The sequence below is a fragment of the Brevibacterium picturae genome (assembly GCF_030453725.1).
Classification (GTDB): Bacteria; Actinomycetota; Actinomycetes; order Actinomycetales; family Brevibacteriaceae; genus Brevibacterium; species Brevibacterium sandarakinum_A.
Window position 1 is genome coordinate 1 of the sequence record NZ_JAKDJU010000140.1, and the last position, 7943, is coordinate 7943.

The window sequence follows — 7943 nt, forward strand, 5'->3', positions numbered from 1 at the left end:
CAGCCGTCGATTCCTGGACCGGAGTGCTCTGATCATCGACATCGGATGCGGGATGCTCGCGCGCTGCCGACCGCGGAGTCGGAACGTAGGACGGGCCGCCGAGTGCACCTCGCACATCTTCGTCCCCGGCGAGAGCACGGAGAATCGGATGCTGAGTCGGCAGGTAGTCCGTGGTGAACGGGGTCGCGATGTTAGCGAACGTCGAGACCACGAAACGGTGGTTGATCCGCAGCCCGGGCACCGACTGTGCGAGGTCGCGGAGCCGATCGAGTGCTGGTCCCGGGTCGAAGCCGTGCGGCCCGCCTGTGGCGTCGACCCATTCGTCGACAGGCACCTCGAGGTCGTAGACCTCAGCCAGGTGCTGGACCAAGGCCGGGTTGATCATGATCCCGTCGCCCAACACGACCTCGAAGTCCTCGACGCGGGAGCCACGGGGAACGAGCGTGACATGGCGCATCACGACGGGTGCGTTGAACTTGTACTTGGAGTCCTTCTCCGTCCACGAGGCGAAGCCGATCGCCAGGTGCGCTGTCTGGATTCCACGTTCGTTGCCGAGCTGTTCGGCCTTCGACCGGATCGACTTCGCTCGACGGCGGGCGTCAGCGAGGGCCTCATGATCACGGACCAGGCTGGAGAGTCGTGTGGCCCGACCGGCCAGAAGCTGGGCTAAACCAGACGGGTGCGCCCCGGAGAGATCGATGCTGCCATCACGCGAGTCCCGGAAATGAAGCATGGTGTCGCGACCGCCCAGGTGGGCAGCCTGCTGTTTCCACTCGGCGTAGACATCGTCGAGTTCCGGGAACTGATCGTCAACAACGGAATCTGGCACAATTCGACCCTAACGAGAAACTGCCCATAATAGGTGCTGGCACACCGTGAAACATCCAGGTTTCTTCTACGCTACACTGGGTGATCGTGGTTGAAGAAGGCCACATCGCCCCCGTAGCTCAGGGGATAGAGCACCGCTCTCCTAAAGCGGGTGTCGGCAGTTCGAATCTGCCCGGGGGCGCCACTGCACATACTCATCAGAGAGTTTTCGACAGCCCACTACTCGGTCGAATTCCCCATGGCAATGGCCGAGCCCTGAGGGCATCTTTGCTGGTCGGGCGCTGGTCATACCAACCATGGCCGCAGCCGGACACCACTCTAATGAGACAATCGCCCTTGCTGTCCCTATACTGTCCTGGTGGGAGCGAGTCAGGACAGTTGCCTGTGAACCTACGTTCGTGGAATCGACGGTCGAGGCCACGTGTCGCATCCCAGGAAGGAACCACAACATGCGGCAACTCCGCAGACGACTGCCCGTAGTCGGAACGACGATCGCACTGATCGCAGGGAGCACTCTCCTAGCGTCGCCGGCAACGGCTGCTCCCGAACTCGGACCCCAGCTCAGCACGTACGAGGGCGAACCAGACTTCACCGGAGTCACCACGAACCCTGAAACAGACAACCAGGGTGGTGTCGAAAACGCCACCATGTACGGCGCTTATATTCCATCTGCCGGTCCTCTCTCCGGCAAACGGGTCTGGTGCATCGACCGTGGCCTGACTCAGCCGATGGGCACTGGCTACGACGAAGGTGGCAAATCCTCTGTCGAGGCTCCCGAGCTGGCTTATATCCTCGCGAAATGGGACGAGCCTCGCAGCGACATGGCCGATCAGATGGCTCATGACATGGCTATCGGCGAGCACGTCCACAGCTCTGATGAAATCGACCACCGCGACATTCTCGATGATCGCAGCTTGGAAGAAGTCACCGATGGGATCGGGTGGAACGAGGACTCTAAGAACCTCAAAGACCTCGGCGCGGAGGCGTTCTACGATGAGGTGCTGCCCGAAGCCTATGACCTCTCGGCTCTCATGGGTGACGAGGCGGCAAAGTATGCCGGTGACGGCACGTACAAGGCCAAGGTAGCCATCGACGAGGACTCGTCAGCTGCGGTTGTCTCCCTGGTCAATTCCGAGGGAGTCAGTGTTCCCGGGTTCGACGGTGAGCTCACTGTCGACGGTGCCGAGGCCGAGACAACGACGATCACGTCCGGTGAGGAGCCGGTCAAGGTGCCGCTCGACTTCGCCGAGGAGGTTCCCGATGCTTCTGTGTCAGTGACGTTCTCAGGTCTGCCGACCGGTTCCGTGACCAAGTGGGACCCCAAGGACTTCGACGCCGATGACTATGATCGTGCGAACCTGCAGTCCGTCATCGAGGGCCAGGAGACCACCGCCGAGGCGTCGGATTCCTACCAAGGTCTCTACACCCCGCATGTATCTTCGCAGGTGTCGGTCGACGAGATCACCGAACTTCCCGCGAAGGTGACTGACAAGGTGCGACTCGAGAACTGCGCACCCGGTGAACCTGTCGAAGACACCAAGGTCGAGGCGTATGCCGAGGAAGGCAGGATCTCTCAGTCCGAGGACGCCCCCGGAGACGCGGAACTGGTTGAGACTTTCACCCCGGATGTCACCTGTGGTGACGACGGAACCGTCGAATTCGAGACCGACGCGCTCGAACTCGATGCTGACTTCGTCAAGCCCGGCGAGGAGAAGTCGGTGACGTTCGTGGCTTCGGCCCCTGCCGCGGGAGCGAACGAAGCCTGGTCCCATGACTACGGAGTTCCCTCGGAGACCGTGGGCATCACCATGCCCGAGGCCGATAAGCCCGATGACAACCCTGTTGTGGAGACCGGTGCGTATGTCGACTCGACCGACGGTGGAACAAATTGGAAGCTCCTCGGCGGTGTCGGACTGCTGGTCGTTGCCGGCGGCCTCATCATTGGGTCACTTCGCCTTCGTATGAAGAGGAACTGACCTCGAAGTCATGACTCGGTGGCGGTCACCGATCCGGTGGCCGCCACCGGCATATGAAAGGACACCATGACGGCACTCAGACTTCGTGACTGGTGGACCATCCCGGTCGCTGTTGTCATCATCGCACTCATCGGCACAGGTGCGTGGATGCTCACTCAGGGTCTCTCAGAGGAACAGAACACCGCTGGAAAAGGCCCTTCCGCAGAACAGAGCGCTGCTGCGGGCGAAGCCGATGTCCGCCTGGAAGAGCCCCCAAGCGAGGCCGAAGTCGAGGGCATGAAGATCGAAGCCCTCGACGGAGACTTCCGAGTCCCCTCGGTGGGTCTCGACACCGGGTTGGAAACCATGTCCGAAGTCAACGGTGCGATCAATCCCCCGGGGCTGCGCAACGGCTATGTAGTACGCAACCACGGCAGTCCTGACCACCCTGAGCGCGGCACCACATATGTCGCCATCCACTCCGTGCAGGGAGCCGACCTGCCAGGGAACAGTCTCATCGACGTCAAGGCCGGCGAGCCGACGGTCGAAGCAGGCGAATCGATCACCCTCCAGGACCACGACTACACCGTGACCGATGCCTACACTGTGCCGAAATCGGATATATCCGTTGATGATCGAGTGTGGGCCGATGAGCCCGGCCGACTAGTCATCCTCACGTGCTTGCAGCGCGCTTCAGGTCGCTCGGTGGACAACGTCATCATCGAAGCGATCGCGGACTAGCGGTCACACACCGCCCAGAGCCGGCTCCCTGACCGTCCAGGGTCGGCTCCCTGCCCCACCACCGATAGCGCAGCTGCCTAGCCGGGCTTGTGCAGTCTGTGGAGAAGGAGCTGAGCTTCTGGCCTCACAATCCCGGCTCAGGGGCCTCTGCGTCGTGACCGTGGCGGCGCCTGTTGTGGTCCCGAGTGACGCGCACGACCATGGTCGGGCACTGTGAGTACGGCAGCACCGACTGCGAGGTCGAACCGAGGAGCAGCCCGGCGAAGCCTCCACGACCACGGGAGCCGATGACCAGAACCTCGGCGGTGTCAGAGGCTCGAACGAGCACCTCGGCGGGCTGTCCGTCGAACAGTGTCCATGTGACATCGAGGTTCGGAAACTCGTCCTGCAGACGTTGCTTCGCCACGACGAGCTTGTCGGCGCCCTCATTGACCAGCCGTTCGAGGTCCGCGGTGCTCGGCAGCCACTCAGGTCCGATCACGGTGGTAGTGATGACGGCGACGATGTGCAGCGGCGATCCACGGCGCACGGCCAATCGTGCGGCCTTCCACAGCGCCGGGGACTCGGCCCCGAGGGAATCGACGCCGACGACGACTTTGCCGTCGAATCGCAGTCCCTCGATGGCCTCGACATTGGGGTCGGGCTCTTCGACGACGATGCCGTCCTGACGAATGGGCCGCGACGATGTGGGGTGCGCGGTCTTCTCCGCATCGGCCTGCCATGAGGCGGGAACGACGACGGTTGGGCAAGCGGAGTGGGCCGGCAAAGCACTGGAGACGGTGCCGAGCAGGCGACCGGCGAATCCGCCTCGACCGCGGGAGCCGACGACGGCCAGGCTTCCCGACTTCGATTCGTCGATGAGGACCCCGGCTGCGTCACCGATTTCGATGACGGCCTCCACGGGCGCACCAGCGGACTTCACCTCGGCGGCGGCTTCTTTGAGGGTGTTCGTCACCGCCGCACGGATCGATGTGTCATCGATCGGGACGTAGGAGACGTCGATCGCGGCCGCGGCGACGCTGGGAATGGTGTAGGCACCGACCAGACGGATCGGCTTGCCCAGAGATCTCGCTTCCTGGATCGCCCACGCCAGGGCGTTGCGGCTGGGAGGCGAACCGTCGATGCCGACGACGACAGCCTCGGGCTCCCCTTCAGGTGATGTTTCGGCGTCGTGGGTTCGGTCTTGCTCATTCATCGCAAGCTCCTCATCTTGAAGCGAACTTCTCTCGTCTCCACCCTAAATCAGAATCGATCGGAGGCCTGCACCGATGTCACATCGTTATCCGAAACGAGCCACCGCACGGACACCGCAGCTGCGATCAGCAGCGATGTCAGCTTCAGGCAGCTCTGGACAGCTCAAGAAACGGACGCCACTGCTCAACCGGCTTGTCGATCCCTCGCATCCAGAATTGGCCGATTCGCGGCTCCTGAGGATGGAAGCTGAGCTTCCATCCGATCTCGGCCAGTGTCCTGTTGCCCTTGCGGTTGTTGCATTCACGGCAGCACGCGACGAGATTCTCCCAGCTGTTCACTCCGCCGCGTGAGCGTGGAACGACATGGTCGACCGTGGCTGCCGCCTTTGCGCAATAGGCGCAGCGGTGGTTGTCGCGGCGCAGCACACCCCGCCTGGAGAGGGAGACTCGGCGATCATGTGGCGGCCTCACATAGCGCGTCAGCAGAATGACCGACGGCTGATCCAGGTTGAGGTGCTCGGATCTCACCGGTATGTCCTCTGCGGCCAGCACTGTCGCCTTTCCCGTCAATACCAGGACCACCGCCCTGGTGAAGGGAACGATCGACAGGGGTTCGTACCCGGCATTCAGCACGAGAGTCTTCATATCCCGCCCCTCATCTTCGTGTGAGTGTGGTCCTGGTCGATCGACACAGGCCCGGGGAACGCAAAAGGCGCTGTGCCGCAGCACAACGCCTTGAAAGAGGGGACAGACACAAGTATGTATTCCGCGCCAGAGACTGGAGCGGCTATTCGCACTATCCGACTGTGGCCCATCTGGTTTCCCATCACTTACGCCAACTCAATATTCTTAAGAATAACGCCGACACTCTCCTGTGACCGAATTCATATCGCTCGCGTCACGGATTCTTTCACCGCCGTTCACCTTTCAGCGCCGCACACGCCGTTTCACATCCACCTGCAGGCACCGCCACGTGCAGACACCGCCACCTGCAGGGCACCGCCGGCACCGCCTGCGATAGTCGACCCCTCAAGCATATGAGGGGCACCGCATCCTATCGGGGACGCAAAAACTCCCCGCCTGACTCGAGGACCGTCGAGTCGGGCAGGGAGTTACTGTGTGACGTGGATCAGAGAACGCGGATGAAGGTGACGTTGCCCATCCAGCTGTAGCTGCGCTTCGAGGTGCCTGAACCTGGGGAACCGGCATCGTACATCTGTCCGCCGCCGGCGTAGATGCCGACGTGGCCTGGGTGCCAGATGAGGTCACCGGGCTTGGCCTCCGACTGGGAGACAACCTGTCCGGCTGCTTTCTGGGCACCGGAGCTGCGAGGAAGGTTCACGCCCACCTTGCTGTAGACCCATGAGGTGTATCCGGAGCAGTCCCAGCCGCTCTGCGAGGTTCCACCGTAGACATATGGAGTGCCGACACCCTTAGCGGCCCAGCCGAGCACCTGCTCTGCCTTGGAGCCGTCGATCGAGCCGGCATCGCTGCCTTCGCCCTTATCCGACTTGCCCTTGTCACCGGACCCGGTTTCTGCGGGCTCGTCCGAGGTGTCTTCGGCGGTCTCAACGGGCTCTGGTTCGGGCTTCGGAGCAGCCTTGGCGGTGACGGTCTGGACGTCGGCACTGAAGGAGGAGTCCTGCTTCTTGTCCTTGTCCTGAGCTTCGTCGCCAGCAGTAACGGTCGCCGTCTGGTTCTTGTACTCAACCTGCGTCTGAGCTTCTGACTCGGCGGAGACCGCAGCTTTGTCGTCGGCTCCTTGTCCTGCTGCCGGAAGAACCGCTGCGGTGAGCAGACCACCGCTGGCAGCAACAACTGCTGCGCGACGCCCGAAGACGGCGGAGTTGGCATTCAGGACTTCAGTCAGTTCGGTCAATGGGGTCTTGACCTTGGCTTCTGCGGCGCGGCGGCCATGCTGCTTAATTGCCACGTTTTCCTCTCGTCACCTATTGGAGAAGTCCCAACCGCCACTTTCGGTCCTCAGAGATTTCACATCGAGCGTGGCGTTCGGCTCTCGGCGTGAAGTCGACACTTCCGTGAACGACCTCCACAACTGTAACCAATCAGTCACCGATTGTCACGTTTCTGTCACGAACCACGGGGGCAACCCTGGAGGTTTTCCATAAACCTGCAGGTCAGAGGCTTGAAATTGGGGATAATCTTCGTAACATTTGCTCGTTATACGACACGGCCCAGGGGGTGTTCTGCCACTCCCTGGGCCGTGCTCAACATCGTTGTGTAACAAATCGGAACTGACCGTGGTCATCGGCCGTGACTCGACTGCATGTCCGCCCGGCGACGCGGATTCCCTGTCCCGCTGCGCCGAGGTACGTCCCGTGCTTCAGCGGGCGAGGGATCACTTCCTGTAGGCGAAGACGTGGGAGGCTGTGTCCACGGGCAGATCGAGCACGTCCTGTGCGCCGGGAACCTGAACCGTGATGTACTCACCGTTGCGTGAGATCTCGACATCACTGTCGGGCAGCACCCCAGCGACCTGGAACTGCTGCAGCAGGTGGATATCGACCTGCAGTGGTTCTGCCAACCAGGCGATCCGCAGCTCCTTCGCCCCGTCGCGAGCGACCGCAGTCGCGAGATCGACGACGTCGGTGCCTGCAGTCGCACCTCCGCCGATCATGTCCAGGCCCGGGATGGGATTGCCGTACGGGCCCGACGCCGTCTCCGGAAGCAGCTTGACGAGCTTGCGTTCGACCTGCTCGCTCATCACATGCTCCCAACGGCATGCTTCGTCGTGGACGAGTTCCCACTCGAGCCCGACGACGTCGGCGAGGAGCCGCTCGGCCAGACGGTGCTTGCGCATCACCTCGGTGGCGATGCGGCGACCTTCCGGCGTCAGTTCCAAATGACGGTCGTTGCTCACGTGCAACAGACCGTCACGTTCCATTCGCGCCACGGTCTGTGAAACGGTGGGACCGGAGTGATCCAATCGTTCAGCGATCCGAGCACGCAACGGCACGATCGACTGCTCCTCAAGCTCGATGATCGATTTGAGGTACATCTCAGTTGTATCAATGAGGTCGTTCACTTCAGACCAGCCACTCCACTCTTCGTCTTCAGGCCCATTCGACCATTTCAGGCGTTCTCAGCGTCAATCCTATCCCGCGTTCAGGCAATCTCGTGAGTTCAACCGGCGTTGACGTCCACCGCCCAATTCTCTGGACGTCCGCCGCCCTGTCCCCGCACTGTTCTCGATGAGGGATTCCCA

At 62.0% G+C, this 7943-nt stretch carries 7 protein-coding genes and 1 tRNA gene; 3 read left to right on the top strand and 5 right to left on the bottom strand.

Going from position 1 to position 7943, the window contains the following annotated elements:
- The coding region (locus L0G76_RS12250; protein WP_304357477.1) for a DUF4011 domain-containing protein at positions 1-829 on the bottom strand (829 nt) is incomplete at its 3' end.
- 107 nt (positions 830-936) lie between these two features.
- Here L0G76_RS12250 and L0G76_RS12255 point away from each other — a divergent pair.
- The 3 genes from L0G76_RS12255 to L0G76_RS12265 all read left to right on the top strand — a co-directional run bounded on the left by L0G76_RS12255 (position 937) and on the right by L0G76_RS12265 (position 3524).
- Positions 937-1012, top strand: a tRNA-Arg gene (locus L0G76_RS12255).
- A gap of 265 nt (positions 1013-1277) precedes the next feature.
- Positions 1278-2804, top strand: coding sequence for a hypothetical protein (locus L0G76_RS12260; protein ID WP_304357478.1), 1527 nt, complete (start codon positions 1278-1280; stop codon positions 2802-2804).
- A gap of 66 nt (positions 2805-2870) precedes the next feature.
- Complete coding sequence (locus L0G76_RS12265) at positions 2871-3524, top strand: sortase family protein (RefSeq protein ID WP_304357479.1); 654 nt, start codon at positions 2871-2873, stop codon at positions 3522-3524.
- Positions 3525-3648: 124 nt separating this feature from the next.
- Here L0G76_RS12265 and L0G76_RS12270 read toward each other — a convergent pair whose 3' ends face one another.
- From L0G76_RS12270 to L0G76_RS12285, 4 genes are all read right to left on the bottom strand, one after another.
- Positions 3649-4719: a universal stress protein gene (locus L0G76_RS12270; protein ID WP_304357480.1), complete on the bottom strand. Its 1071-nt coding sequence runs from the start codon at positions 4717-4719 to the stop codon at positions 3649-3651.
- Between the two features lie 142 nt (positions 4720-4861).
- Positions 4862-5362, bottom strand: a complete 501-nt coding sequence (locus L0G76_RS12275; protein ID WP_304357481.1) for an HNH endonuclease — start codon at positions 5360-5362, stop codon at positions 4862-4864.
- A 484-nt stretch (positions 5363-5846) separates the two neighbouring features.
- Positions 5847-6650: a C40 family peptidase gene (locus L0G76_RS12280; RefSeq protein ID WP_304357482.1), complete on the bottom strand. Its 804-nt coding sequence runs from the start codon at positions 6648-6650 to the stop codon at positions 5847-5849.
- Between the two features lie 426 nt (positions 6651-7076).
- Complete coding sequence (locus tag L0G76_RS12285) at positions 7077-7763, bottom strand: iron-dependent transcriptional repressor DtxR (protein ID WP_092106209.1); 687 nt, start codon at positions 7761-7763, stop codon at positions 7077-7079.
- Between the last annotated feature and the right edge of the window lie 180 nt (positions 7764-7943).

Bases quoted from the DNA above. Each gene is read 5' to 3' on its own strand.
- L0G76_RS12270 (WP_304357480.1), bottom strand. From the start codon at position 4,719: ATGAATGAGCAAGACCGAACCCACGACGCCGAAACATCACCTGAAGGG.
- L0G76_RS12265 (WP_304357479.1), top strand. From the start codon at position 2,871: ATGACGGCACTCAGACTTCGTGACTGGTGGACCATCCCGGTCGCTGTT.
- L0G76_RS12275 (WP_304357481.1), bottom strand. From the start codon at position 5,362: ATGAAGACTCTCGTGCTGAATGCCGGGTACGAACCCCTGTCGATCGTT.
- L0G76_RS12260 (WP_304357478.1), top strand. From the start codon at position 1,278: ATGCGGCAACTCCGCAGACGACTGCCCGTAGTCGGAACGACGATCGCA.